This window comes from Rhodobaculum claviforme, from assembly GCF_016653255.1.
GTDB classification, from domain to species: Bacteria; Pseudomonadota; Alphaproteobacteria; order Rhodobacterales; family Rhodobacteraceae; genus Rhodobaculum; species Rhodobaculum claviforme.
Genome location: NZ_NHSD01000308.1, coordinates 1 through 25,080, shown reverse-complemented (window position 1 = coordinate 25,080; position 25,080 = coordinate 1). Strand labels below are relative to the sequence as shown.

General features: G+C 70.6%; 25 protein-coding genes. 9 read left to right on the top strand and 16 right to left on the bottom strand.

Annotated elements, in window-relative coordinates; all coding sequences use genetic code 11:
• The 4 genes from CCR87_RS14660 to CCR87_RS14645 all read right to left on the bottom strand — a co-directional run.
• Positions 1-931 (bottom strand): DNA polymerase III subunit delta' (locus CCR87_RS14660; RefSeq protein WP_201158277.1); only part of this gene is annotated, 931 nt, incomplete at its 3' end.
• Positions 928-1,545: a dTMP kinase gene (tmk, locus tag CCR87_RS14655; RefSeq protein WP_201158276.1), complete on the bottom strand. Its 618-nt coding sequence runs from the start codon at positions 1,543-1,545 to the stop codon at positions 928-930. The genes CCR87_RS14660 and tmk, both read right to left, overlap by 4 nt.
• Before the next feature lie 7 nt (positions 1,546-1,552).
• Entirely contained in the window at positions 1,553-2,794 is a 1,242-nt protein-coding gene (locus tag CCR87_RS14650) for a D-alanyl-D-alanine carboxypeptidase family protein (RefSeq protein ID WP_201158282.1), read from the bottom strand.
• Between the two features lie 135 nt (positions 2,795-2,929).
• Complete coding sequence (locus CCR87_RS14645; protein WP_201158275.1) at positions 2,930-3,535, bottom strand: flavin reductase family protein; 606 nt, start codon at positions 3,533-3,535, stop codon at positions 2,930-2,932.
• A 99-nt stretch (positions 3,536-3,634) separates the two neighbouring features.
• Here CCR87_RS14645 and CCR87_RS14640 point away from each other — a divergent pair, with 99 nt between their 5' ends.
• The gene (locus tag CCR87_RS14640; RefSeq protein ID WP_201158274.1) at positions 3,635-4,114 is read left to right on the top strand and encodes a GNAT family N-acetyltransferase; all 480 of its coding nucleotides are present in this window, start codon (positions 3,635-3,637) and stop codon (positions 4,112-4,114) included.
• Positions 4,115-4,184: 70 nt separating this feature from the next.
• Here CCR87_RS14640 and CCR87_RS14635 read toward each other — a convergent pair whose 3' ends face one another.
• The 8 genes from CCR87_RS14635 to CCR87_RS14600 all read right to left on the bottom strand — a co-directional run bounded on the left by CCR87_RS14635 (position 4,185) and on the right by CCR87_RS14600 (position 12,310).
• Positions 4,185-5,381 carry an amino acid aminotransferase gene (locus CCR87_RS14635; protein WP_338048940.1) on the bottom strand — a complete coding sequence of 399 codons (1,197 nt, stop codon included), beginning with the start codon at positions 5,379-5,381 and terminating at the stop codon, positions 4,185-4,187.
• The gene (locus CCR87_RS14630; protein WP_201158273.1) at positions 5,369-5,938 is read right to left on the bottom strand and encodes a GNAT family N-acetyltransferase; all 570 of its coding nucleotides are present in this window, start codon (positions 5,936-5,938) and stop codon (positions 5,369-5,371) included. The genes CCR87_RS14635 and CCR87_RS14630 overlap by 13 nt, the downstream gene beginning before the upstream one ends.
• A 5-nt stretch (positions 5,939-5,943) precedes the next feature.
• On the bottom strand, positions 5,944-6,792 hold the full coding sequence (sseA, locus tag CCR87_RS14625; protein ID WP_201158272.1) for a 3-mercaptopyruvate sulfurtransferase: 849 nt from the start codon (positions 6,790-6,792) through the stop codon (positions 5,944-5,946).
• Between the two features lie 113 nt (positions 6,793-6,905).
• Positions 6,906-7,937, bottom strand: coding sequence for an ABC transporter substrate-binding protein (locus CCR87_RS14620; RefSeq protein ID WP_201158271.1), 1,032 nt, complete (start codon positions 7,935-7,937; stop codon positions 6,906-6,908).
• Between the two features lie 102 nt (positions 7,938-8,039).
• Positions 8,040-8,852: an ABC transporter permease gene (locus tag CCR87_RS14615; RefSeq protein WP_201158270.1), complete on the bottom strand. Its 813-nt coding sequence runs from the start codon at positions 8,850-8,852 to the stop codon at positions 8,040-8,042.
• Positions 8,845-9,783: an ABC transporter permease gene (locus CCR87_RS14610; protein ID WP_201158269.1), complete on the bottom strand. Its 939-nt coding sequence runs from the start codon at positions 9,781-9,783 to the stop codon at positions 8,845-8,847. The genes CCR87_RS14615 and CCR87_RS14610 overlap by 8 nt, the downstream gene beginning before the upstream one ends.
• A gap of 11 nt (positions 9,784-9,794) precedes the next feature.
• A complete protein-coding gene (locus CCR87_RS14605) occupies positions 9,795-10,952 on the bottom strand; it encodes an ABC transporter ATP-binding protein (protein WP_420850181.1) in 1,158 nt (385 codons plus the stop codon).
• A gap of 80 nt (positions 10,953-11,032) precedes the next feature.
• The gene (locus CCR87_RS14600; protein ID WP_201158267.1) at positions 11,033-12,310 is read right to left on the bottom strand and encodes a hypothetical protein; all 1,278 of its coding nucleotides are present in this window, start codon (positions 12,308-12,310) and stop codon (positions 11,033-11,035) included.
• A gap of 220 nt (positions 12,311-12,530) precedes the next feature.
• Between CCR87_RS14600 and CCR87_RS14595 the strand changes: the two genes are divergently transcribed.
• The 7 genes from CCR87_RS14595 to cysE all read left to right on the top strand — a co-directional run bounded on the left by CCR87_RS14595 (position 12,531) and on the right by cysE (position 19,386).
• On the top strand, positions 12,531-13,772 hold the full coding sequence (locus tag CCR87_RS14595; RefSeq protein ID WP_201158266.1) for an MFS transporter: 1,242 nt from the start codon (positions 12,531-12,533) through the stop codon (positions 13,770-13,772).
• A gap of 67 nt (positions 13,773-13,839) precedes the next feature.
• Positions 13,840-14,817 (top strand): TRAP transporter substrate-binding protein, encoded by a 978-nt coding sequence (locus tag CCR87_RS14590; protein WP_201158265.1) that lies wholly within the window; start codon positions 13,840-13,842, stop codon positions 14,815-14,817.
• A gap of 88 nt (positions 14,818-14,905) precedes the next feature.
• Positions 14,906-15,424 carry a TRAP transporter small permease gene (locus CCR87_RS14585; RefSeq protein WP_338048939.1) on the top strand — a complete coding sequence of 173 codons (519 nt, stop codon included), beginning with the start codon at positions 14,906-14,908 and terminating at the stop codon, positions 15,422-15,424.
• Positions 15,417-16,700: a TRAP transporter large permease gene (locus CCR87_RS14580; RefSeq protein WP_201158264.1), complete on the top strand. Its 1,284-nt coding sequence runs from the start codon at positions 15,417-15,419 to the stop codon at positions 16,698-16,700. Before CCR87_RS14585 ends, CCR87_RS14580 begins: the two co-directional genes overlap by 8 nt.
• A 361-nt stretch (positions 16,701-17,061) precedes the next feature.
• A complete protein-coding gene (locus CCR87_RS14575; protein WP_242512045.1) occupies positions 17,062-17,793 on the top strand; it encodes a sugar transferase in 732 nt (243 codons plus the stop codon).
• A gap of 58 nt (positions 17,794-17,851) precedes the next feature.
• A complete protein-coding gene (locus tag CCR87_RS14570; RefSeq protein WP_201158263.1) occupies positions 17,852-18,499 on the top strand; it encodes a rhomboid family intramembrane serine protease in 648 nt (215 codons plus the stop codon).
• Positions 18,500-18,573: 74 nt separating this feature from the next.
• Entirely contained in the window at positions 18,574-19,386 is an 813-nt protein-coding gene (gene cysE, locus CCR87_RS14565; RefSeq protein ID WP_201158262.1) for a serine O-acetyltransferase, read from the top strand.
• 32 nt (positions 19,387-19,418) lie between these two features.
• On the opposite strand, the gene CCR87_RS14560 is transcribed toward cysE, so the two are convergent.
• From CCR87_RS14560 to pdhA, 3 genes are read right to left on the bottom strand one after another with little or no spacing between them, the layout of a single operon-like run.
• Positions 19,419-20,717 (bottom strand): pyruvate dehydrogenase complex dihydrolipoamide acetyltransferase, encoded by a 1,299-nt coding sequence (locus CCR87_RS14560; RefSeq protein WP_201158261.1) that lies wholly within the window; start codon positions 20,715-20,717, stop codon positions 19,419-19,421.
• Positions 20,718-20,729: 12 nt separating this feature from the next.
• Positions 20,730-22,091, bottom strand: coding sequence for a pyruvate dehydrogenase complex E1 component subunit beta (locus tag CCR87_RS14555; RefSeq protein WP_201158260.1), 1,362 nt, complete (start codon positions 22,089-22,091; stop codon positions 20,730-20,732).
• 12 nt (positions 22,092-22,103) lie between these two features.
• Positions 22,104-23,099 (bottom strand): pyruvate dehydrogenase (acetyl-transferring) E1 component subunit alpha, encoded by a 996-nt coding sequence (gene pdhA / locus CCR87_RS14550; protein ID WP_201158259.1) that lies wholly within the window; start codon positions 23,097-23,099, stop codon positions 22,104-22,106.
• A gap of 181 nt (positions 23,100-23,280) precedes the next feature.
• Between pdhA and ygfZ the strand changes: the two genes are divergently transcribed.
• The gene (gene ygfZ, locus CCR87_RS14545; RefSeq protein WP_201158258.1) at positions 23,281-24,051 is read left to right on the top strand and encodes a CAF17-like 4Fe-4S cluster assembly/insertion protein YgfZ; all 771 of its coding nucleotides are present in this window, start codon (positions 23,281-23,283) and stop codon (positions 24,049-24,051) included.
• 7 nt (positions 24,052-24,058) lie between these two features.
• On the opposite strand, the gene CCR87_RS14540 is transcribed toward ygfZ, so the two are convergent.
• The coding region (locus CCR87_RS14540; protein WP_338048938.1) for an endonuclease/exonuclease/phosphatase family protein at positions 24,059-25,080 on the bottom strand (1,022 nt) is incomplete at its 5' end.

Here is a 25,080-nt window from a genome sequence, read left to right as displayed (position 1 = left end):
GGGCGCACAGCGCGGCCTCGTTCGGGGCGGCCTCGGCCGGGGGCGGGTGGCCCGCGCCGGTGCGCGCGGCGCGCATCAGCCACTGGCCCAGCAGGTCGAACACCAGATCGCGCCGATCCTCGGCGCCGCGCCCGCCCATCGCCTGCGCCACCGCCAGCAGCCCGGTGCGGTCCACCCGCGGCAGGCCCGACAGCAGCCCCACCAGCCGGGCATAAAGCGCCGTCCCCTCCAGCGTCACCAGCCCCACCGCCGCCCCGACCGAGCCGTGGGCCAACTCGGCCACCGCCGCGGTGTCCTCGACCGCGACCCCGGCCTGGTCCAGCGCCCGGCCCATGTCCCCGGCCCCCAGCGGCGCCAGCGCCAGCGGCCGGCAGCGCGAGCGGATGGTGGGCAGCAACGCCGCCGGGCGGTGGCACACCAGGAACAGCACGGTGCGGGGTGGCGGTTCCTCCAGCAGCTTGAGAAGGGCGTTCGCGGCCTCGGGGGTCAGGTCGTCGGCGGCATCCACGATCACCGCGCGCCAGCCCCCGTCGGCGGCGCTGAGGGTCAGGAACTCCTGCAACCGGCGCGCCTCGTCCACGCCGATACGGGCGGGCAGGCGTTTCTTCTCCGGGTCCCAGGCGCGGCGCAGAAGCAGCAGGCGACCTTCGGACAGGGCGGCCATACGGCGCGCCACGGGATGATCGGCGGGCACATCCAGGGTCGTTGCCCCCGTGCCGAACGCCAGCAGTGCCCGCGCCAGCCGCCAAGCCAGCGTTGCCTTGCCCACCCCTCGCGGGCCTGTCAGCAGCCAGCCGTGATGCAGCCGCCCGCCGGCCAGCGCGGCGCGGAAGTCCGCCTCGGCGGCGTGCTGTCCGAACAGCTGCGCGGTGTGGCGCGGGTGGGGGACGCCGTCGATGCGGTCGGCCTCGGGGATGTCGCCTGCGCTCACGGCAGGACCTCGGCCGCCAGGGCGTCGATGCGGGCGGCGACCGCGTCCTCGGGGCCGTCGGCGGGCACCAGACGCACGCGGTCGGGGAATTCGGCGGCCAGCGCGCGAAAGCCCGCCGCAAGCCGGGTCTGGAACGCGAGGCCCATCGCCTCGAACCGGTCCTGCGCGGCGCCGCGCGCCAGCCCGCGCGCCGCCGCGTCGGCGGGGTCTAGGTCGAGCACGAAGGTTCGCGCCGGCTCCACCCCGATGAATTCGGCATGCAGCCGGTCGGCGGCGCCGCGCAGCGGGCCACGCAGGCCCTGATAGACGCGGGTGGAATCGGCGAAGCGGTCGCAGATCACCACCGCCCCGCGCGCCAGCGCGGGCGCGATCGTGCGCTCCAGATGGTCGCGGCGCGCGGCGGTGAACAGCAGCAGTTCCGCCTGTGCCGACCAGCGGCCGGGCGCGCCCTCGACCAGCAGCGCGCGGATGTCCTCGGCGCCCGGCGCGCCGCCGGGTTCGCGCGTCAGCACCACGTCGCGGCCGCGCGCGCGCAGGGTGTCCGCCAGACGGCGCGCCTGGGTCGACTTGCCGCTGCCGTCGATGCCCTCGAAGGTGATGAACACGCCGCTCATGCCCGCGTCACAGGCCGGCGGCACGGTCGCTCATGGCTGCGCGCGCGCGATCCCACAGCACCCCGGCGGCGGCCTGCACCCGCACGGCGAAATTGCCGCGCCCGACGTCGGATTCCGCCACCAGCGGCACCCGCAGCGGTGCAAGGTCGGGCAGGGTCACCACCAGTTCGCCCACCCGCTGGCCCGCGCGCACCGGCGCCTCCAGCGGGCCGTCATAGACGACCTCGGCGGTGACGGCGTCGGTGGCCTGAAGCGCGGGCACCAGCACAACCAGATCCTCGGGCACCACGAGGCCGACCTGACGCGCCTCGCCCAGCCAGACCTCGGCCTCGGCGACACGGGCGCCGGCGGCCAGCACACGGCGTTCGGCGAACTGCCGGAAGGCCCAGTTGATGATGCGCTCGGCTTCCTCGGCGCGCTCGCGCTCGCTGCCAAGGCCGCCGATGACGAAGATCACCCGGCGCCCCCCCTGTTCGGCCGATCCCGCGAGGCTGAACCCCGCCGCCGAGGTGAACCCGGTCTTCAGCCCGTCCAGCCCGATTCCGGCGGTCAGCAGCGGCACCCGGTTGGACTGGGTGATGTCGTTCCAGGTGAAGCTCAGCTCCGACAGATAGGGGTAATACTGCGGAAAGTCGCGGATCAGCCGCTCCGACAGGATCGCGAGATCGCGCTTGGACATGCGGTGCTGGGGGTGGGGCCAGCCGGAGGCGTTCATCAGCGTGGTGCCGGTCATGCCCAGCGCGCGCGCGCGCTCGGTCATCTGGCGGGCGAAATTCTCCTCGGTGCCGGCCAGCCCTTCGGCCACCACGACGGTCGCATCATTGCCCGACAGCACGGCAATGCCGCGGATCAGATCCTCCACCGTGGGGCGGTGGCGCTCCTCCACGAACATGCGCGAACCGCCCATCTCTCTCGCGCGCGTCGACACCGGCAGGGTGGTGTCCAGGCTCAGGCGGCCGTCCTCGATCGCCTCGAACACCATGTTCAGGGTCATCAGCTTGGACATCGACGCGGGCGGCAGCGGCGTGTCGGCATCCTTTTCCAGCAGGATGGTGCCGGTGTTGAAGTCCACCACGATGGCCGAGGTCGCGCGCGTCTCGAAGCTGGCGGCGGCGGGCGTGGCAAGCGCGGCGGCCACCGCGGCGGCCAGCACATGCGGCAGCGCCCTGGGCAGCGGCCGTTGCAGGGCGGTGACGATCCGGCGGGCGAGGGTCCGGCGGGCGAGGGTCCGGCGGGCGAGGGGGTGCATCATGGACAACCTGTGGGGTGGTGGTGGCGGGGGCTGTTGCCGGAAGAAAGGGCGCACGCTGGACCCTAGCCCCTGGCGCGGGCCTTGGGAAGGCATGGGCGGGGGCGCCGTCCGGTCACGAACGCGCGGGCGGTCTCATTCGCCGGGACGCTCCAGCGAGAACACCTCCGACACGGCGGTGTAGTCCTTGTAGCCCAGCCGCGCGAGCGGGTGGAAGCGGGTCACGTCGAAGCGTCCGTCGACCACGCAGTCGTCGCGCATGTGCACGCCCGTCACCTCGCCCAGCACCAGAAAGTTGTGCGCGCCGCGCAGCTCCACGATCTGGATCAGGCGGCACTCCAGCGCGGCGGGGGCGTCGGCCACGCGCGCGCAGGCGATGGTGGCGCACTCGGCGCGCGCGATGGCCGCGTCGGTGAATTCGTCGGTGTCGCGCGGCCAGGGACCGGAGGTGCGGTTCATCGCCGCCGCCGCCGCCCGTTCCACGATGTTGACGCAGAAGACCCCGGTGTCGCGGATGTTGGCCACCGTGTCCTTGGTGCCGTCGCGGTCCGGCTTGGCCGAGGTGGAGGCGAACATCACCTGCGGCGGCACATAGGCGACCGCGTTGAAGAACGAATAGGGCGCAAGGTTGTCCGACCCGTCCGCGCCCCGGCTGGAGATCCAGCCGATGGGGCGGGGCGCCACGATGGCGTTGAACGGGTTGTGCGGCAGGCCGTGGCCGTCTTCGGGGCGATAGAACATGCTCTCTCCTGTGGCGGTCGCGGGCGGTTTGCCCCTGACCTAGCCGCATGCTACCGGCGCCGCCAGTGCGCATGGCCGGCGGCGGCGGGGAGGGATGCGGTGGAACTGGCCCTGGAACGGCCCGAGGACCTCTGGGAGGTGGAGGCGCTGTATGACCTATGCTTTGCGCCGGGGCGCGAGGCGCTGTCGTCCTATCGGTTGCGTGCGGATGTGGCCCCGGTGGCCGCGCTGTGCCTGACGTTGCGCGACGGCGGGGTGCTGGCGGCTGCGATCCGGCACTGGCCGGTGTCGGTGGGCGGGCAGGCGGCGCTGCTGCTGGGCCCGGTCGCCGTCCATCCCACCCGGCAGGGCGAGGGCCTGGGCGGCTGGCTCATCGACGAGAGCCTTGCCCGCGCGCGCGCGCTAGGCTGGGCGCGGGTGATGCTGGTGGGCGACGCGCCCTACTACAGCCGCTTCGGCTTTGTCCGGCTGGAGGGGGTGGAGATGCCGCCCCCCACCAACCCCGACCGCGTTCTGGGTCTGGCGCTGGTGCCCGGTGGCTGGGACGGCGTGCGCGGCGCGGTCAGCCGCGCGGGCTGACCGCCTGGACGTGAGGCGCCGGGCGGGTGGTGTGCGGGCGGTTGGTGCGCCCGTCCCGCCGATGACCGCCTCAGCCGCGCAGCACGGTGGCGATGGCCGTGGCGACGGTGGGGATCGTAGCGGGGGTCAGCCCGGCGATGTTGATGCGCCCGTCGGGCACCAGATAGATCGCATGCCGCTCGCGCAGCGCCTCGATCCGGTCGGGCGCAAGGTCGAGCAGCGAGAACATCCCCCGCTGCCGCTCCAGCGCGTCGAAGCCCGCACCCTGCGTGGCGACGCGCAACGCCTGCGCCAGGGCCGAGCGGTTGGCCTGCACGCGGCGGCGGATGCCCGCCAGCTCCGCCCGCCAGTCCGCGCACAGCACCGGGTCGCGCAGGATCGTGGTCACCACCCGCGCCCCATGATCGGGCGGAAAGGCAAAGTTGCGCCGGTTCAACGCCGCCAGCGCCGCGCCCACGCGCCCCGCCTCGGCCGGTCCCGCGCACAGCGCCAGCGCCAGCCCCACCCGTTCGCGGTAAAGCCCGAAGGACTTGGAGCCGCTGGCGGCCACCAGCACCTCCGGCAGGCCGCCGGCCAGATGACGCAGCCCGGCCACGTCCTCCTCCAGCCCGGCGCCAAAGCCCTGATAGGCCACGTCCACCAGCGGCACGAGGCCCCGGCGCGCACATAGGTCCGCCACCGCCGCCCAGTCGTCGCCCGTCAGATCCGCGCCCGAGGGGTTGTGACAGCTGGCATGCAGCACCACCACGTCGCCCGCGCGCGCCCCCTCCAGATCGGCCAGCATCGCGGCCGTGTCCACGCCGCCGCCCGCATCGAGATAGGCATGCGGCCGCACCGCCAGTCCCAACCCCTCGGCGATGGCCGCGTGGTTGGGCCAGGACGGGACGCCGATCCACACCTGCGCGTCCGGGTTTGCCTGCGCCACCAGCGCCAGCACCTGGCGCAGCGCGCCCGACCCGCCGGGCGTGGCCACCGCCGCAACCCGGTCGCTGGAGGCGCCCAGCAGCAGATCCACCATCGCCGCCAGAAAGCCCGGATCGCCGGCCAGCCCCAGATATCCCTTGGTCTGCTGCGCGGCCAATATGCGCGCCTCGGCGGCGGCCACCGCGCCCATCACCGGCGTGCGCCCCGCAGCGTCGCGATAGACACCCACGCCCAGATCGATGCGCCCGTCGCGGGGATCGGCGGCAAGGCGCTGCATCAGCGCGATGATGGGGTCCGGCGCGGGCGCCGCGAGCGCCCCCAGCAGCCCCGTCACGGCCGCCACCGCCCGGTGTCCAGATCGTGGCGCAGCACGCGGCTGCGGTCCTCGGCGCGCATCACCTCGAAGCCCGAGCGCTGGTACATCGCCAGCGCGCGCGGATGGTCCAGCGAGCAGGTGTTGACCGTCAGCCGCCGCATCCCCGGCCGCTCCCACGCCGTCAGGATCGCCGTGCGCAGCAGATACCGCCCGTAGCCCAGCCCGACCGCATCGGGCACGAGGCCGAGATAGGACAGGTCGGTCTCCTCCTCGTCGGTGGCATCGAGGACGAAGAACCCCTGCGGCCAGCCCCCCCGGCACAGCGTCCACAGCCGCACCGTGGGCGTCGCCAGCCACCCCGCCAGCACCGCGTCGGGCTCCTCCAGCAGATCCTCCCAGGCGTGACCCCGGCCCACGGCTTCGTAGAGGGCGCGGAAATACCACACGGGCGGCCCCTCCGCGCACAGCAGCGACGCGGCCACCCGGTCCGAGGGCATCTGCGGCCAGTCGTAGGTCGGGCGCGCCTGCATCCCCAGATAGGTGATGCGGTACTCGACGCGGGTGCCTGCGGGGGTCACGGCCATCGCGCTCAGCCCTTTTCCACGCGCAGGTCGGAATACATGCCCCACTCCGACCACGACCCGTCATAGACCGAGTGGCGCCGGTGGCCCAGCCGCTCCAGCGCAAGGGCGATGATGCACGCCGTCACCCCCGACCCGCAGGTGGCGATCACCGGCTTGCCCAGATCGGCACCGGCGGCGGCGAAGGCGGCACGCAGGCCGGCCTCGTCCTTCAGGGTGCCGTCGGCTCTCAGCAGGGTCGCGTAATGCAGGTTCTTCGATCCCGGGATATGACCCGCGCGCAGGCCCGCGCGCGGCTCCGGCGCCTCGCCGCGGAACCGCTCGGGCGAGCGGGCGTCGAGGATCTCGTGATCGCCCAGCTTGGCGGCGGCGGCGACCTGGGTGACATCGCGCACCAGACCCGCCTGACGGCTGACGGTGATGTGGCGGTCGCGCAGGACGGGGGGCATGTCCTCCAGCGGCCGCCCCTCGGCGCGCCATTTCGGCAATCCGCCGTCGAGCACCGCCACGTCGGTCTTGCCCATCAGCCGGAAGGTCCACCACACGCGGGGCGCCGAAAACAGCCCCGCGCCGTCATAGATCACCACCTGATGGCCGTCGCCCACACCCATCGCGCGCATGCGGCTGATGAACTTCTCCGGCGGCGGGGCCATGTGCGGCAGCTCCGAGCGGCTGTCGGCGACGTCGTCGATGTCGAAGAACCGCGCACCTGGGATGTGGCCCTCGGCGTATTCGGCGCGCGCATCGCGCCCCATGTCGGGCAGGTAGTACGACGCATCGAGCACCCGCAGGTCCGGGTCGGCCAGATGCGCGGCCAGCCAGTCGGTCGACACGAGGGTCTGGGGATCGTCCGTCATCACAGGGGGGGCCTCCGGTCCGGTGTCGGGGCCTTTGTGATAGTGGCGCGCCGGGCGCGGTGCAAGGCGCCCGGGCGCGGCCCCGCCCGGCGCGGGCGGGGCCGGGCGGGCGGTTACTGCAACAGCTCGGTCCAGATCCGGGTGTAGATGTCGTTCACCTCGGGCGGGCACATGACCGAGAACTGCCCGGCGGCCAGCAGCTCCTCGGGGATGATGATCTCGGGGGCCTCGCGCATGACCTCATCCATGAACGCCTCCGAGCCCGTCACGCCGTTGGCATAGCGCGCGAAGTTGGAGATCAGGGCCGCGTTCTCCGGCTCCAGGATGAAGTTGATGAACGTCATCGCGGCCTCGGGGTTCTGCGCGTCCGCCAGCACCATGGCGTTGTCCATCCAGATGGAGAACCCCTCCTGCGGATAGCCATAGACGATGTCGTCGTTCTGCAGCCGTGCGCGCATCGACGCGCCGTTCCAGTTCAGCCCGGCCGCGAAATCGCCCGCGACATAGCCGTCCACGGTGCCGTAATCCAGCGCCAGCCAGTGCTGGCTGGCCTGCATCAGCGTGTCGCGCACCTGCCGCAGCAGGTCGGTGTCGGCGTCGCACTGCTGCCCGCCGTGGAAGCGGATGGCCATGGTCATCACGTCCGCCATCTCGGGCACGACGTTGATGCGCCCGCGCAGCGCCTCGGGCGGGTCCAGCACGATGGCAGAGGTGTTGGGGTCGCCGTCATAGATCGAGGAGTTCACGACCATCCCCGTCGTGCCCCACGCCCACGGCACCGAATAGAGACGGCCCGGGTCGAACTCCGCGTCCATCCAGTTGGGATCGATGTTGCCGTGGTTGGGGATCATGTCCAGGTCGAGCGGCAGCACCAGCCCCTCGTCGACCCAGATCTCGACGTAGTTGTTGGACGGCACCACGATGTCAAAGCCGTGCCCGCCCTGGCGCACGCGCGCCAGCGCCGTGTCGTTGCTGTCGAAGTCGGTCAGGGTGACGCGGATGCCGGTCTCGGCCTCGAACTTCTCCAGAAGCTCGGGGCTGGTGTAGTTGCCCCAGTTGAACAGGTTCAGCGTCTCGGCACCGGCCAGCGACGTGGTGGCCATCAGCGCGGCGGCGCCAAGGGCAAGGCTGCGGGGGTGGGTCATTTCGGGTCTCCCTGTGGTGGATCGGTTTGGCGCGCGCGCTTGCGCGGACGCAGGTGAAGGTCTTGGCGCGCGCGCTTGCGCGGACGCAGGAAAGGCGTGGGCTCAGGCGCGCTTGCGCGAGAGCACGAAGAAGATCGTCACCGCCACCACCGACAGCGCCAGGAACAGCGTGGCGATGGCGTTCATCTCGGGGGTGACCTGGCGGCGCAGCTGGCCCAGCATGTAGGTGGGCAGCGTGTCCTGCCCGGCGGCCTTGACGAATTCGGTGATCACCACGGTGTCGAGCGAGATCACGAAGCCCAGCATGAACCCCGCCATCACGCCGGGCATCACCAGCGGCAGGGTGATGTGGCGAAACGCCTGCCAGGGGCTGGCATAGAGGTCGGCGGCCGCGCGCTCCAGCGTCAGGTCCATCGTCTCCAGCCGCGCCTTGATCGGCAGATAGGCGAAGGGGATGCAGAAGGCGGTGTGCGCGATCACCAGATACCCCATGCCGCTGTAGCCGGTCTGCACACGGATCGCGGCAAAGAAGATCAGGAGCGCCACCCCGGTGACCACCTCGGGCACCATCAGCGGCTGGTTGATCAGCGCATAGATCATCGTCTGCCCACGAAACCGCGAGGTCCGCGTGGTCGCCAGCGCCGCCAGCGTCGCCACCATCGTCGCAAGGCCGGAGGCCACGACCGCCAGCCACAGCGACCGGATCGAGACCTCGCGCACCTGGCGGTTGTTGAACGCGGCCTCGTACCACGTCAGCGAGAACCCGCCCCAGGTCGACATCGACGCCTGCGCGTTGAACGAGAACACCACCAGCGTCACGATCGGTACGTACAGCAGCACGAAGGTCGCCAGCGCGATCACCCCGAAGCCGGGCAGGCGGGTGATGGAAAAGGACCGGACCCGACGTTCAGCCATGCTCGCGCCCCGCATCCTCGGTCCGCCCGACATACCGGATGTAGAAGATCAGCGCGCCGACCACGAGCACCAGCATCGTCATCGCCAGCGCCGCCCCCAGCGGCCAGTTGCGGCCCTGTCCGAACTGCAACTCGATCAGGTTGCCCAGCATCATGTTGCGCCCGCCCCCCAGCACCCGCGGCGTCACGAACGCCCCGATGGAGGGGATGAACACCAGGATCGAGCCCGCGACAAACCCCGGCTTGACCAGCGGCAGCACGATCCGGCGCAGCACCTGCCAGCGGCTGGCGTACAGGTCATACCCCGCCTCGATCAGCCGGATGTCGAGCTTGTCCATCGCGGCATAGAGCGGCAGCACCATCAACGGCAGGAACACATAGGCCATCCCCACCAGGATCGCGAAGTCGGTGTACATCATCTGGATCGGCGCATCCGTCAGGCCCAGCCGCATCAGCGTGGTGTTGATCAGGCCCTGGTTGCGGATCACCTCCTGGATGGCAAAGGTGCGGATCAGCAGGTTGGTCCAGAACGGGATGGTGATCAGGAACAGCCAGAACGCCCGGGTGTGCTGTGGCCGCGTGGCGATGAACCAGGCCGTGGGAAATCCCAGGATCGCACAGATCACCGTGGTTTGCAGCGCCAGGCTCACGGAGCGCCAGAAGATCGCCAGATGCGCGTGATTGAGGCTGACCACCTCGGGATCGAAGATGTCGCGGCTGAAGAAGACCCGAAACCACGCCTCGGTCGAGAAGCGCCAGACCACCCCGCCGAAGTTCCCCGGCGTCAGAAAGGAATAGACCAGCACGATCAGCAGCGGGCCGGACGCCGCCAGGATCAGGATGATCAGCGCCGGCGCCGACAGCAGCCACTTGTGGCCATGCCGCTCGGGCACGGCGGCGGGTGTCGCCGCGGAGGTCTGCTTGATCGCCATGGCTCTCCCTCTCAGTTTCGAAGAACCTGCACCGCCCCCCCAGCGAGCGCAACCGACACCTCGCGGCCGATCTCGGGCGGGGGGGTGGCGGCGGCGGTGTTCTGGCGGCGCACGACAAACGGCGTGCCGTCCGAAAGACGCAGGTGGACATGGGTGTCGGTGCCGAAGAACACCGACCGCTCGACCTGGCCCGACAGCACCGCGCCCTCGTCGGCGGGGCCGTCGGCGCTGTCGCCCACCAGGCGGGCATGCTCGGGACGGATCACCACCGTCACCGTGGCCCCCGCCGCTGTGCCGCCGCCCGCCGGCAGGTTGGCCGCCAGCCGCGCGCCTCCCGGCAGGCGCACCACCGCGTGGGTGGCGGTGATGTCCTGCACCACCGCATCGAGGAAGTTGGTGTCCCCGATGAAGTCGGCCACGAAACGGTCGGCGGGGCGGTTGTAGATCTCTTCGGGGGTGCCGGTTTGCAGGATGCGGCCCTCGGACATCACCGCCACGCGGTCCGACATCGTCAGCGCCTCCTCCTGGTCGTGGGTGACGAAGACGAAGGTGATCCCTGTCTCGAGTTGCAACCGCTTCAACTCGCTTTGCATTTCCTTGCGCAGCTTGAGGTCGAGCGCGGACAGCGGCTCATCGAGCAGCAGCACCCGCGGTTGCGGCGCCAGCGCGCGCGCCAGCGCCACGCGCTGCTGCTGGCCGCCCGAGATCTGCGTGGGCCTGCGATCCGCCATCGCCTCCATCCGCACGAGGCGCAGCATCCGGTCGACCGTCTCGCGCCGTTCGGCGGCGGGTCGGCGCTGCATCCGCAACCCGAAGCCGATGTTCTCGGCCACGCTCATGTGCGGGAACAGGGCATAGTTCTGAAACACGGTGTTGACGGGGCGCTGGTTGGGGCCAAGGCCCGCGACCTCGCGCCCGCCGATCCTGAGCGTGCCGCCCGAGGGCTGCTCGAACCCCGCGATCAGGCGCAGCAGCGTGGTCTTGCCGCAGCCCGACGGCCCCAGCAGCGTGAAGAACTCGCCCCGGTTGATGCTCACCGAGACATCCGACAGCGCCCGGAACGCCTGCGCGCCCCGCCCGAAGGTCTTGGACAGCGCGCCGATCTCGATCTCGGTGACGCGCGCGCCCGGGGCTGGCGTGCTGGCGGGCTTGGGGGCGGGGGTGGCCAAGTGGAGGTCTCCGTTTCTGGTCGCGCGCCGCATCCTAGGCACGCGATGCGGGGCATGGCAAAGGCTTTTGCGCCGATGCCTCAGCCTTCGCGGCCTGTGCCGACGGTGTGGGCATGGATCGGCAGCGCATCGATACGGCGCTCGATCTCGTCGATGACGGCGAGGTACTCCGGGCTGTCAAGCTCGCCAAAGCGCATGCGGAAGGCGCTGCGCCCCATGATCTGCGGGATGCCGTCCAGGTCGATGATGAGGTCGTCCTCGGAGGCGATCCCGGCGGCCAGCGCACGCAGGTCCGCGGGTGTGGCGCCGTCCAGCAGGACCGCCAGCCGGATGCCCGAGTTGTTGGCGGCAATGTCGGTGAAGTCGAAGCCGCTGTGGATCGAGTCCGACAACTCCTTCGCCTCGCCCGCGGTGACGGCCGCGTTCCGGCTGCTGATCAGCTTGATCGTCGCCGCCGTGGTGAAGTGACGGCGCAGGTCGACCCGCCCGCGCAGGTCCGCGCGCCCGCAGCCGGGGCGGGCGGAGGGCAGGGGCGGATCGTTCGCGCCCGATGGCGGCAGCAGCACCGATACGAAATGATCGCTGCCACACAGATAGTTGAGCGCCATGAACCCGGCCATCACCGCATCTGCGGTGGCGTCGGGCCCGGCCTCGGCGGCGCGTTCGATCACGACCCGCAACCAGTCGGCATAGCTGCCGCTGCGCTGCAGCCGGCCCGCGGCCACCTGCTGCTCCAGAAAGGTGACCTCCTCGACGACGCGGGCGCGGCTGACCATGTCGCGGCCGTAAAGCTCGGAGATCGCGTTGCGCGACAACAGCCGTTCGGACCCCGCAGGCATGGTGATGCCGAAGGTCACCGCGTCCCCCTCCACGGCGAGCCCCGACAGCATGTCCAGCGCCTGCGCCCCCGTGCCCGGCCCGAAGCGCTGGTCAAGGCCCCACGCGATCAGCCGCAGCGTCGGCCCCGGCGGCAGCGCAAGCGCCCCGATCCGCAGGTCCGTTGGCTCCGGCGTGGCGGCAGAGGGCGGCAGCACCGCCGTCAGGTTCAGCCAGCCCACCCAGTCATGCCCCGGCACCCGCACCGACGCCCGCAGCCGCACCGCGCCGTCCTCCAGATCGGTCCGCAGCCGCAGCCCGTCGTTGCTGCGCGCGAGGATGCGGAACAGCCCGTTGAACTGCTCCGGCGTGCCGGTCACGGTGCCCGCGCGGTCGGGTTGGCGGCCGATATGTTCCATCGTCAGCATGAAGACCCGGGCGTACTCGGCATCCTCGGGCACCGGGGGCGACAGCCGCTCGACCTGCGGCGTGCCCCCCTGGAGGCTGACAAGGACCAGCAGCGCGGCGGCAAGGATGCCCATGGCGACAGCTCCGATCAGACGCACGGCAATGCGGACAATCCCGGTCGAGCGCATTTGGTTGCCGTTCACGTCGTCTGTGCTCCCCGCTGCGCGGGCCGTGCGGACCCGGTGTCCGGTGCCACGCTACAACCCGGCGCCCGACGCGTCCAGTGGCGGCGGCCACCGCGGCGGGGGGGGGTGCGCTCTGGCGTCGGGCCGGGCGAGGTGCTAACGCCATGGGATGCGACAGTTTCTCATCGCGAACCGGCACTGGCTGGGCTTCGGGTTCCTGCTGACCTTTGCCTCGGCGTTCGGCCAGACCTGGTTCATTTCGCTGTTTGCCGGGGACATCAAGGACCGCTTCGGGCTGACCGATGGCGGGTGGGGGCTGGTATATACGGTGGCCACGCTGGCGTCGGCGGCGCTGCTGCTGTCGCGCGGCGGGGTGGCGGACACGGTGCGGCCCGCGCGGCTGGCGCCCCTGATGGCGCTGGGGTTCGCGGCCTCGGGGCTCGCGTTCGCGTTCACGCCGGGGCTGTGGGTGCTGATGCTGGCGCTGGTGGGGCTGCGGTTCTGCGGCCAGGGGATGTTCAGCCACATGGCGATGACCGCGATGGGGCGGTGGTTCCGGGCCCGGCGGGGGCGGGCGGTCTCCATCGCCAACCTTGGCCATTCCGCCGGGGAGGCGGTGCTGCCGATCGTGGCCGTGGCGCTGATCGCGGCCCTCGGCTGGCAGGCGACATGGGTGCTGGTGGCGGGGGTGCTTGTCCTTGCGGTGGCGCCGGCGCTGGCGACGCTGGGGCGCGAGCGGACGGCGCAATCGGCGGCGGTGGCGACGGAGGCGCCCGGCATGGGGGGACGGCACTGGACGCGGGCGGATGCGCTGCGCCACTGGCTGTTTCCCGCGCTGCTTCCGATCCTGCTGACACCGGGGTTCATCGGCACGGTCGTGTTCTTCCACCAGGTTCACATCGCCGAGGTGAAGGGCTGGACGCTGGCGCAGATGGCGCCCGGATACGTCGTCTTTGCGGTGCTGTCGGTGGTCAGCGGGCTGGCGGCGGGCTGGGCGGCGGACCGTTTCGGCCCGCACCGGCTGCTGGTGGGGCTGCTGGTGCCCACGGGGCTGGGCGTGGCGCTGATCGGCCCGGCCGAGGCGGTGGGCACCTGGTTCGTGGCGCTGGGGCTGATCGGGATGACCCAGGGCATCGGCGCCTCGCTGTGGGGGGCGTTCTGGCCCGCGGTCTACGGCACGCGCAACCTTGGCTCGGTGCGGGCGCTGGCGACGGTGGTGATGGTGGTCTCCACCGCGATCGGGCCGGGGCTGACGGGGCTGCTGATCGACGCGGGCATCGACTTTCCCGCCCAGGGGCTGGGGCTGGGGATCTGGTGCGCGGGGCTGTGTGTCCTGGCCCTGGCGGTGCAGTCGAGCGCGGCCCTCGGCGTGGCCTGTGCGCCGCGCGCCGCTTCCGAGAATGCCGATTGATCCGTCCTGCGGGCTGCGCCATACACTTCGCGCCATCGGACGTGATCCGACAGGGAGGATAGTCACCATGAAGCACACCGCGTTCCCCGCGGCGGCGCTGCTGGCGCTTTGCGCCGGCGCCCCCGCAATCGCGCAGACCGAAGTCAAGATCGCCTATGCGCTGGCGACCGAATCGCACTACGGCGCCGGCGCGCTGGCCTGGCAGGAGGCGGTGGAGACCGCCACCGACGGCCGCTTTGCCTTCACCCATTTCCCGTCCTCGGCGCTGGGCGGCGAGCGCGAGGTCGTGGAGGGCATCCAGATCGGCACCGTCGAGGCGGCACTCGTGTCCTCGGGCACGCTGGCGAACTTCGTGCCGCAGGCGGGCGTGTTCGACATCCCCTTCCTGTTCCGCGACCTTGGCCATGCGCGCGCGGTTCTGGACGGCCCGATCGGTCAGGACATGCTGGCCCGCTTCGACGATGTGGGCCTGAAGGCGCTGGCCTGGGGCGAGCAGGGCTTCCGCCACATCACCAACAACCGCGGCCCCATCGCCACCCCCGAGGACATCTCGGGCCTGCGCATCCGCACGATGGAAAACCCCATCCACCTGCGCGCCTTCTCGACGCTGGGCGCCGCGCCCACGCCGATGGCCTGGCCCGAGGTGATCGGCGCGCTGCAGCAGGGCACCATCGACGGGCAGGAGAACCCGCTGTCGGTGATCGTCTCGGTGGGGCTGTCGGACGTGCAGGAGCACCTGACGCTGTCGGGCCATGTGTATTCCCCGGCCATCCTGCTGGTCTCGCCGCAGCTGTGGAACGGGCTGTCGTCCGAGGACCAGGCCGCCTTCGTCGCGGGCGCCGAGGCCGGTGTCGCCGCCATGCGCGGCTTTGTCGATGACATCGAGAGCGGCGGCGTCGAGACCCTGCGCGCCCAGGGCATGGAGGTGGGCGAGCTGTCCGCCGAGCAGCGCGCGGCGTTCCGCGATGCGCTGGTGGATGCCTATGCCGCCTACGGGACCGAGTTCGGCGCCGAGCTGATCGAGGCCATCATCGCGACGGAGTGATCCTCCGTCCCTCCGGCGGGGGCGGCATTCCGGCCGCCCCCGCCCACCCGCAACCGCCACTCGCGCCACCGCCACCGGGGAGACCGCCATGCGCGTGCTGCTGCGCCGCCTGGAGCAGGGCTTTGTCGCGCTGAACGCGTGGGTGGTGATCGCCTGCCTGGCGGTGATGGCGGGGGTGGTGTTCGTGAATGTCTGCATGCGCTACTTCGCCAACACATCGATCCCCTGGGCCGATGAGCTGGCGCGCTACCTGATGATCTGGATGACCTTCCTCGGGGCCGGGCTGGTGCTGCGGCAGGGCGGCCATGTGGCGATCACGAGCCTGCGCGACGCGCTGCCGGGCCGGGTGCAGATGGTGCTGCGCGCGGCCCTCGTGTGCCTGCTGATGGGGTTCTTTGCCTACATGGTCTGGGTGGGCTGGGACTACATGAACCGGGCGCGTTTCCAGCGCACGCCGGCGCTGCGGCTGTCGTTTCGGACCGTCTATGCCGCCATGCCGATCGGGTTCGCGTTGCTGATGGTGCATCTGGCGCTGATCGCGCCGCGCTTCATCCGCGTGGGCCGGACCGAGGCCGAGGACGACATGACCGGGGGCCAGCATGGCTGAGATCCTGTTCGCGGCCCTTGCGGTGCTGCTGCTGCTGGGGGTGCCGGTGGCGTTCGCGCTGGCGCTGTCGGCCTTTGTGGCGGTGGCGCTGGGCAGCAGCTTTCCGCCGCTGGTGGTGGCCAAGGAGATGTTCTCGGGTCTAGACAGCTTTCCGTTGCTGGCGGTGCCGTTCTTCATCCTGGCGGCCGAACTGATGACCGGGGGCGCGATGACGGCGGTGCTGTTGCGCTTCGCCTCGGCGCTGGTGGGGCATCTGCGCGGGGGGCTGGGGCACGCCAATGTGCTGTCGTCGACGATGTTCGCGGGCATCTCCGGCTCGGCGCTGGCGGATGCGGCGGGGCCCGGTGCGATGATGACCCGCATGATGGAGCAGGGCGGATACCCGCGCGCCTATGGCGGGGCGCTGACGGTGTCGGCCGCCGTGATCGGGCCGATCATCCCGCCGTCGATCCTGATGATCCTGTACGCGATGCAGGACCAGAACGTGTCGGTTGTGACGCTGTTCGTGGCCGGGATCATCCCGGGGCTGTGCCTTGCGCTGGGGCTGCTTGCGGCGAATGCATGGATGAGCCACCGGCGCGGCTATGGCGCGCATGCGCCGCGCCCGCCATGGTCCGAAATCGGGCGCACCACCGTGCATGCGGCGCCTGCGCTGGGGCTGATCGTGCTCATCATCGGCGGCATCCGCGGCGGCATCTTCACACCGACCGAGGCGTCGGTGATGGCGGTCGCCTATGCGCTGCTGTGCGGGATGTTCGTCTATCGCTCGTTGCGGCTGCGCGACCTGCCGCAGATCCTGCTGCGCGCGGCGTTGACGAGTGCGGCGGTGCTGCTGATCCTCGGCGCCGCGCGCGCCTTCGCCTGGGTGCTGATCATCGAGAGCGTGCCGCAGTCCCTCGCCGCATTCATCCTCGGCCTCGAGCTCAGCCCGATCGCGTTCCTGCTGCTGGTCAACCTGCTGCTGCTGGCGTTCGGGCTGTTTCTGGACCCGCTGCCGGGGGTGATGATCCTGGTGCCGATCCTGTCGCCCATCGCGTTTGCGCTGGGGATCGATCCGGTGCACTTCGCCATCGTGATGATCGTGAACCTGACCATCGGTCTGACGACGCCGCCGCTGGGCAGCCTGCTGTTCGTCGTCGCCTCGGCGGTGCGCCTCACGCCGCTGGCGCTGGTGCGCGAGATGCCGCCGTTCTTTGCGGCCAATGTCGCGGTGCTGCTCCTGCTGACGCTGACGCCGTCCCTGTCGACCTGGCTGCCGCGCATCAGCGGGTTCTGATCGCCGCCACGAATCGCGAATCTCAACCTTTGGTTGATGTGTCGGCGGCTATCTTTCGCCCCGGATGCGGGCGCCCCGGAGGTTGTGGGGCGACGGTCAGGAGGATTGTTGCACTTCTCCGGGCATTTTAAGGATATTTCGTGAAATCTCGGTTAATTGGCGACGCCCCTTCGGTTTTTTCTGGCCCGATGCTTGCCCGGCGAGTTAGGAGTCTCTTAACTTCGTGCCAGCCGCGAAGGGGCGTGATCGGGTGGTGTACGGCCGCAGTTACGGCATGGACGTCAACAGGGCCCCGATCCGGCAGGCGGGTGCCAACCCCACAGCAGGACGAGGCCATGCAAGCGGGCCTCGGGAGAAGATCATGACGGCACATTTGCGCAGCGATGATTTCGCCTCCGCCGCCTCTCTCGGTGGGCAGCATGGCGCCACGGATCGCGGGTCTGCCTCGGGGCAGATGCAGGGCGGGGCGCGCGGGGATGGCTTGCTCCGGCTGTATCGACGCTATGGCAAGCGGCTGCTCGACCTTGCGGTCGTGCTGTTCACGCTGCCGGTGACGCTGCCGGTGATCCTGCTGATGGCGCTGCTGGTGTCGCTCAATGGCGGTCGGCCGTTCTACTGCCAACCCCGGGTGGGCCGTGGCGGGCGCGTCTTCAACATGTGGAAGCTGCGCTCGATGCATGTCGATGCCGACCAGGCGCTGGAGACGCATCTGGCCCGCGATCCCGCGCTGCGCGCCGAATGGGACGCCCACCAGAAGCTGCGCAACGACCCCCGCATCACCGCCCTGGGCGAGTTCATGCGCAAGTCCTCCATCGACGAGCTGCCGCAGATCTTCAACGTGCTGCGCGGCGACATGAGCATCGTCGGCCCGCGCCCCATGATGCCGGGGCAGCAGGACCTGTATCCCGGGCGGGCGTATTTCAACCTGCGTCCCGGCCTGACGGGGCTGTGGCAGGTCACGGCGCGCAACGACAGCGTCTTTGCCTTCCGCGCGGCCTGCGATGCACGCTATGACCGTCGCCTGTCGCTGGCGCTGGACGTCAAGATCATCCTGTTCACCGTCGTGGTCGTCCTGCGCGCCACTGGGCGGTGATCCCGCCTCGCCGCTTTAGCGGCTTGCGGACCGGGCCCGGGGCTGGCACTTAATCGCGATGAGCGATTGGCTTCCCCCCATGACGACCCGGCCCAACACCCCCGCGATCCTGTGGGTTGTCGGGCTTCTGTGCCTGCCCGAGGTGATCTTCCTGCTCGACGGGACGGGACTGTTCGGCCGTGATGGCCTGCGGACCTGGGCGGTGGTGAATTTCGGCTTCTGGAACCAGCTTCTGTCGGGGGGCGTGCCGCTCTGGCCGCTCCAGCGCGAGGCGATGTTCCTCACCTATGCGCTGCTGCATGGCGGGCTGCTGCACCTTGCGGGCAATGTGGTGGTGACGCTGGCGCTGGCGGGGATCGTCGTGGCGCGCAGTTCGGATGCCGGGTTCGTCGTGCTGTTCTGCGTGGGTGCGATCGGCGGCGGCATCGGCTATGCCCTGCTGGGCCCGGCGGGGGCGCCGATGGTGGGGGCGTCGGGCGCCGTCTTCGGCCTGATCGGCGCCTGGAAATACTGGGAGTGGGAGGACCGCCGCCGCTTCGGCGCTCCGATGCGGCCGCTGTGGCTGTCGGTGGTGGGGCTGGCGCTGCTCAACTTCGTGATCTTCTGGATGCTGGACGGGCTGCTCGCCTGGGAGGCGCATCTGGGCGGGGCGGTGGCCGGCGCGCTCTGGGCGGCCGTCGTCTCTCCGCGCCCGGCGGCGCGCTGATCCGCACCGGCGGTGGTGTGAATCCGGCGCCCGGGTATTATCTTCATCATCACGAACCGGCGAGGGAGGCGCAAATGGCACAGACAGGCATCCGGGCGGCCCGTGACCTCGACCCCGTGTGGCAGCGCATCCGGGCCGAGGCAGAGCGCGCCGTCGAAGGCGAGCCGCTGCTGGGCGGTGTGGTCCACGCCCATGTCCTGCACCACGACACGCTGGAGCGCGCGCTCGCCTACCGCTTTGCCGAGCATCTGGCGACGCCGGACCTCAGCGCGCAGATCCTGCGCGAGGTCGCGGACGCGGCCTATGCCGAGGACCCGGCCCTGGGCATCGCCGCGCGCGCCGATCTGGTCGCCATCGAGGATCGCGACGCCGCCTGCCATCGGCTGATCGAGCCGCTTTTGTATTTCAAGGGTTTCCAGGCGTTGCAGGCACACCGGGTGGGCCACTGGCTGTGGCGCCAGGGGCGGCGCGACTTCGCGTTTCTGGTGCAGTCGCGCATGTCCGAACTGTTCGGCATCGACATCCACCCCGCCGCCCGGATCGGACGGGGCATCATGATCGACCACGCCCACTCCATCGTCATCGGGGAAACCAGCGTGGTGGGCGACAACGTCTCCATGCTGCACTCGGTCACGCTGGGCGGCACCGGCAAGGAGGACGGCGACCGCCACCCCAAGATCGGTGACGGCGTGCTGATCGGTGCCGGTGCCAAGGTGCTGGGCAACATCACCGTGGGCCACTGTTCGCGCATCGCGGCGGGCTCGGTGGTGCTGTCGGACGTGCCGCCGAAAAAGACCGTGGCCGGCGTGCCCGCCCGTATCGTGGGTGAGGCGGGCTGCGCGCAGCCAGCGCGCAGCATGGATCAGATCCTGCGCGGCGAGTTCTGAGGGGCAGGGGGCGCGCGCCCCCCGCCGTCCGGTCAGGCCAGCATCGCCATCGGGTTTTCCAGGTTCTCCACGATCGCCTTGAGGAGGTCCGCCCCCAGTGCCCCGTCGATCACCCGGTGATCCACCGACAGCGTCATCGACATCACCGTCGCCACCGCGACCGAGCCGTCGGGCCGCGCCACGGGCTGCTTCAGCCCCGCACCCACGGCCAGGATCGCCCCGTGCGGCGGGTTGATGACCGCGTCGAAGTTCTCGATCCCGAACATGCCGAGGTTGGAGATCGCAAAGCTGCCGCCGACATATTCATGTGGCGCCAGCTTGCGCGTCCGGGCACGCCCCGCCAGATCCTTCATCTCGGCCGACAGCGCCGAGAGGGTCTTGAGGTGCGCGTCCTTCAGCACCGGCGTGAACAGCCCGCCATCCACCGCAACCGCCACCGCCACGTCCGAGGGCTTCAGCCGCAGGATACGGTCCCCGGCCCACACCGCATTCGCGTCCGGCACCGCCTGCAGCGCCAGCGCGCAGGCCTTGATGATGAAGTCGTTGACCGACAGCTTGACACCCCTGGGCGCAAGCTGCGCGTTCAGCTGCGCGCGGAACGCCATCAGCGCGTCCAGCTCCACCGAGCGGCGGAGATAGAAATGCGGGATGGTCTGCTTGGCCTCGGTCAGCCGGGCGGCCACCGTGCGGCGCATCCCGTCGAGCTTGACCTCCTCGGTCTCGCGGTCGGCAAACATCTTCGCCACCGCCTCGAAGCCCGCGCCCGTGGGCATTGCCGCGGCCGGCTTGTCGGCGGGCGGTGCCGCCGGGGCGGTCGCGGCAGGCGCTGCGGCCGGTTGCGGCGTGGCCCCCTCCACATCGGCGCGCACGATCCGGCCGCGCGGTCCCGACCCGCTGATCGTCGCCAGATCGAGGCCCTTTTCCGCCGCGATCCGGCGTGCCAGCGGCGAGGCAAAGATCCGTCCCTGTGCGCCCTGCGGGGCGGGCGGCGCGGCGGCAGGTGCCGTCGCGGCCTCGGGCGCCTGTGCCTGTCCCGAAGCCGAAGCGGGCGCCGGGGCCGGGGCGGGCGCCGCATCGGCCATGCTCTCGCCGTCCTCCACCAGCACGGCGATGGGGGTGTTGACCTTCACGCCCTCGGTGCCCTCGGCCACCAGCAGCTTGCCGACGATGCCTTCGTCGGTGGCCTCGAACTCCATCGTGGCCTTGTCGGTCTCGATCTCGGCCAGCAGGTCCCCGGCCGAGACCGTGTCCCCCTCCTTGACCAGCCATTTCGCAAGCGTCCCCTCCTCCATCGTCGGCGAGAGCGCGGGCATCAGAATCTCGGTGGCCATGGTGCGCCCTCCTCAGCGATAGGTGACCTGGTGCACCGCCGCGACGACCTCGTCCGTGGTCACCAGCGCGAGCTTTTCCAGGTTGGCGGCATAGGGCATCGGCACGTCCTTGCCGGTGCAGTTGATCACCGGCGCGTCCAGATGGTCGAACGCCTCCTGCATGATCACGGCCGACAGGTGGTTGCCGATGGCACCGACGGGGAAGCCCTCCTCGATGGTGACGCAGCGGTTGGTCTTGCGCACCGATGCCAGCACGGTTTCGGTGTCGAGCGGGCGCAGCGTGCGCAGGTCGATCACCTCGGCGGAGATGCCTTCGGTCGCCAGCTTTTCCGCGGCCTCCATCGCATAGGTCATGCCGATGCCGAAGCTGACGAGCGTGACGTCCGTGCCCTCACGCCAGATCCGGGCCTTGCCGAACGGCACGGTGAAATCCTCCAGCACCGGCACGTCGAAGGACTTGCCATAAAGGATCTCGTTTTCCAGGAACACCACCGGGTTGGGATCGCGAATGGCGGTTTTCAGCAGCCCCTTGGCGTCGGATGCGGAATACGGCATCACCACCTTCAGCCCCGGAATATGCGCATACCACGCGGCATAGCACTGGCTGTGCTGGGCGCCCACGCGCGCGGCCGCCCCGTTGGGGCCACGGAACACCATCGGACAGCCCATCTGCCCGCCGGACATGTACAGCGTCTTGGCCGCCGAGTTGATGATCTGGTCGATCGCCTGCATGGCGAAGTTGAAGGTCATGAACTCCACGATGGGCCGCAGACCGCCGAACGCCGCGCCGACACCGACGCCGGCGAAGCCATGCTCGGTGATGGGCGTGTCGATCACGCGCTTGGCGCCGAACTCGTCCAGCAGCCCCTGGGTGATCTTGTAGGCGCCCTGATACTCGGCCACCTCCTCACCCATGATGAAGACGGACGGGTCGCGGCGCATCTCCTCGGCCATGGCGTCGCGCAGGGCCTCGCGCACGGTCTGCTTGCGGGTCTCGGTGCCTGCGGGCCAGTCGGGCTCGGGGGCGCGGTGGGGCGCGGGGGCCTTTGCCTCGGCCGGGGCCGGTTTCGCGGGCGCCTTCGGGGCCTCGGCCCTGGGCGTCTCGGCCTTCGGGGTGGCGTCGGCGCTTTCGCCGTCCTCGATCAGCACGGCGATGGGGGTGTTGACCTTCACCCCCTCGGTGCCCTCGGCCACCAGGATCTTGCCCAGGATGCCCTCATCCGTGGCCTCGAACTCCATCGTGGCCTTGTCGGTCTCGATCTCGGCGATGATGTCGCCGGCCGCCACCGCCTCCCCCTCGCGCTTGAGCCATTTGGCCAGCGTGCCCTCCTCCATGGTGGGCGACAGCGCGGGCATCAGGATCTCGGTTGCCATCGTTTTCCCCCCTCAGGCGTCGGCGTAGATGTCGGTCATCAGCTCGCTCTCGTCCGGCTCCGGGCTTTCCCGAGCGAAGTCGGCGGCGCCGTTGACCACGGCCTTGATGTCACGGTCGATGGCCTTGAGGTCCTCCTCGGTGGCATGCTTGCCGGTCAGCAGAAGCTGGCGCACCTGCTCGATGGCGTCGCGTTCCTCGCGCATCTTCTGGACCTCGTCGCGGGTGCGGTACTTGGCCGGATCGGACATCGAATGCCCGCGGTAGCGATAGGTCATCACCTCGAGGATGTACGGCCCCTTGCCCGCGCGGCAGTGCGCCACGGCCTTCTCGCCCGCGGCCTTCACCGCCAGCACGTCCATGCCGTCGACCTCCTCGCCGGGGATGCCATAGGCGGCGCCGCGTTCCCACAGGCTGGGGGACTTGGTGGCGCGCTGCACGCTGGTGCCCATGGCGTAGCGGTTGTTCTCGATGACAAAGATCACCGGCAGCGCCCACAGCATGGCCATGTTGTAGGTCTCATAGACCTGGCCCTGGTTGGCCGCGCCATCGCCGAAATAGGTGAAGGTCACGCGGTCGGTGCCGTTGTACTTGTCGGCAAACGCCAGCCCTGCACCGATGGGCACGTTGGCGCCCACGATCCCATGCCCGCCGTAGAAGCGCTTCTCCTTGGAGAACATGTGCATCGAGCCGCCCTTGCCGCGGGAGTATCCGCCCTCGCGGCCCGTCAGCTCGGCCATCACGCCCTTGGGGTCCATGCCGCAGGCCAGCATGTGGCCGTGGTCGCGATAGGTGGTGATGCGGCTGTCGCCGTCCTCGGCGGCGGCCTCCAGACCCACCACGACGGCTTCCTGCCCGATGTACAGGTGGCAGAACCCGCCGATCAGGCCCATGCCGTACATCTGGCCGGCCTTCTCCTCGAACCGGCGGATCAGGAGCATGTCGCGGTAGTGCTGCAACAGCTCCTCGCGCGAGACGTTTGCCGCCCTTGCGGGCTTGCGTGCGGCCATGGGTTGCCTCCCCCCTTGGTGTCGCCCCCGGGTCGCGGGGAATAGTTCAACGTTAAACCATTCCTTATCGCATCCCGTCCCCAAGGTGTAGGGGCAATCTGGCACACGCGCCGCGTCCCCCCCCTGTCCACCGGGTCAAAACCCCATTATGTCTGTCAGGAATTCGACGGAAGGAGCACGCATGGCGGGGGAACGGGCCGACGACAGGCGGGTGTTGCGGATCAGCGGGGCCGATCGCATCGGGTTCCTGCAAGGGCTGGTGACGAATGACATGCGCAAGCTGGCCCACGGGCCGGTCTATGCCGCGCTGCTGACGCCGCAGGGCAAGTATCTGGCAGACTTCCTGCTGATCGAGGACGACGAGTCGGTTCTGCTGGACGTCCACGCCGATCTGGCGGACGGGCTGGCGCGGCGGCTGACGATGTACCGGCTGCGCGCCGATGTGCAGATCGCACCGACCGACCTGAAGGTCAGCCGGGGGCTGGGCACGCCGCCGCCGGGGGCGGTGTGCGATCCGCGCCACGCCGCCCTCGGCTGGCGGCTGTACGGGCCGGATGCGGGGGGCGATCCGCAGACCGACTGGGACGGCATCCGCGTCGCCAACTGCATCCCCGAGACCGGGATCGAGCTGCACCCCGAGGCGACCTTCATCCTGGAGGCCGGGTTCGAGCGCCTCGCCGGCGTCGATCATCGCAAGGGCTGCTATGTCGGGCAGGAGGTGACGGCGCGCATGAAGCACAAGACCGAGCTGCGCAAGGGCCTCGTGACCGTGAGCGTCGAGGGCGACGCCGCGCCGGGGACCGAGATCACCGACGGCACGCGCCCGGTCGGCACGCTGCACACCCGTGCGGGCGACCGCGCGATCGCCTACCTCCGCTTCGACCGCGCGGGCGAGGGGATGCGCGCGGGCGACGCCACGGTCCGCTGGGCCGACGCCGAGACCCTCGCCTGAGGAGGCGTCACGGCAGGGCGATGTTCACCCACACCAGTCGGTGGCGCGCGGCGGTGGCCACCACCTCCGCCAGCGGATCACCGGGGGCGGGCCACAGCACCCCGCTGCCGCGCACCCGCAGATCGGCCGAGGGCAGCACGTAATCCACCCGCAGGTTGCCCGGCTGGCGCGGCCCGTCCCACAGCACCGTGCCCAGATCATGGGGCACCGGACCCCGCGCCGCCCGCGCACCAGCGCTGGAGGGCGCGGGGTCCTGCAGCGCCGGGTGCGCCAGCAGCGCCGCCATCGCCTCCGACATCCCGTCGCCCGCCTGCGCGTCGAGGTTCGCATCCCCCATCAGCACGAACGGCCCCGCGGGCGGCGGCATCGGTAACGCACCGTCCAGAAACAGCGACCAGAACCGCGTCTCGTCATGGTTGCGGCGCAGGTTGCGGTCGTGGGGGCCGCCAAAGACCGGCGGAGTCGCATACCACGCCAGCACATGCAGGCGCCCGCCGTCCGGCAGCACCACCGGCACGTCCCAGTGCCCGGTGGTCGACAGCCGCTGCACCGCCAGGACGGCCTCGGGGTAGGCATCCGCGCCCGCCGCCTGCGGCAGCAGGGCGCCCGGCAGGTCACGCCACAGAAACCCCGAGAAATCCCGCGCCTCCGCCCGCGCGATGGGCAGGCGCGACAGCAGGCCCATGCCCTTGACCCCGGTGAACGCCCCGTACCCCTGCGCGTCATCGGCCGTGTTGTGCCGCCCGTCCCCCACCATGTCGAGGCCCGTCTGCCATCCGGTGTTGGGCCGCCACGCAAAGCGGTGGTCATAGCGCAGCCCGTGCGCCGCCACCCGGTCGGCAAACGCCCCCAGCGCCAGCAGGTCGTGGTCCCAGTCGATGCCCGTCAGCAACAGCACATCGGCGCGCGCCGCAGCGACGACCTGCGCCGCCGCCTCCGACTGCGCGTCCTCGGTGGTCAGGATGTCGCGCAGCAGCAACCCCGGCCCCCGCCGACTGAGGGCCGCGTTGAAGGTCGCGACCCGCAGCC